The sequence below is a fragment of the Streptomyces sp. 6N223 genome (assembly GCF_052246635.1).
In the GTDB taxonomy this organism is placed as follows: Bacteria; Actinomycetota; Actinomycetes; order Streptomycetales; family Streptomycetaceae; genus Streptomyces.
In genome coordinates, this window is record NZ_JBQQCA010000155.1 from 1 (window position 1) to 836 (window position 836).

The 836-nt window shown below is 70.0% G+C and carries 1 protein-coding gene; it reads right to left on the reverse strand.

Translation table 11 applies throughout. The annotated features are described in order from the left end of the window. The coding region (locus tag ACTWQH_RS32790) for a ketoacyl-synthetase C-terminal extension domain-containing protein (RefSeq protein ID WP_443290460.1) at window positions 1-836 on the reverse strand (836 nt) is incomplete at both ends.

The window sequence follows — 836 nt, forward strand, 5'->3', positions numbered from 1 at the left end:
CGAAGAGGGCGGGTTGGGTGTAGCGGGTCTGGGCCAGGAGGTCGTGGTCGGTGAACATCACCTCGCGCAGGGGGCGGTCGAGGTGGGGGTCCATCGCCTCGCACACGGCGTCCAGGGCGGCGGCGAACGCCGGGAAGGCGGCGTACAGTCCCCGGCCCATCCCCGCGTACTGACTGCCCTGGCCGGAGAAGAGGAACGCCGTGGTGCCGCGCTGTGAGGTGAGCTGAGCGGGCCTGTCGGTCTCGCCTTGGGCTAGGGCTGTGAGTTCGCGTGTGAGGTCGTGTCGGTTGTGGGCGAGTACAACGGCGCGGTGGTCGAATGTGGTGCGCGTGGTCGCCAGGGTGCGGGCGAGGGCGGCGAGGTCCAGGTTCTCGTCCGTGCGTTCTTGGAGGTGGTGCAGGAGTTGGGTGGCCTGGGCGCGTAGGGCGGGTTCGGTCTTGGCCGACAGCGGGATCGGGACCAGCGTGGGCCGAGCGGACGGCGGCGCGTCCTCCTGTGCCGGGGCCTCGGCGGCTTGTTCGAGGATGATGTGGGCGTTGGTGCCGCTGACGCCGAAGGAGGAGACCGCGGCCCGGCGCGGGTGTTCCGTCTCCGGCCAGGGCTGTGAACGAGTGAGGAGGGAAACGGCTCCCGCGTCCCAGTCGACGTGTGGGGTCGGCTCGTCGATGTGGAGGGTGGGGGGCAGGTGCCCGTGGTGGATGGCTTGGATCATCTTGATGATTCCGGCGACGCCTGCGGCTGCTTGGGTGTGGCCGATGTTGGACTTGATGGAGCCCAGCCAGAGGGGTTGGTCGTCTGGCCGGTCCTGGCCGTAGGTGGCCAGCAGTGCCTCCGCC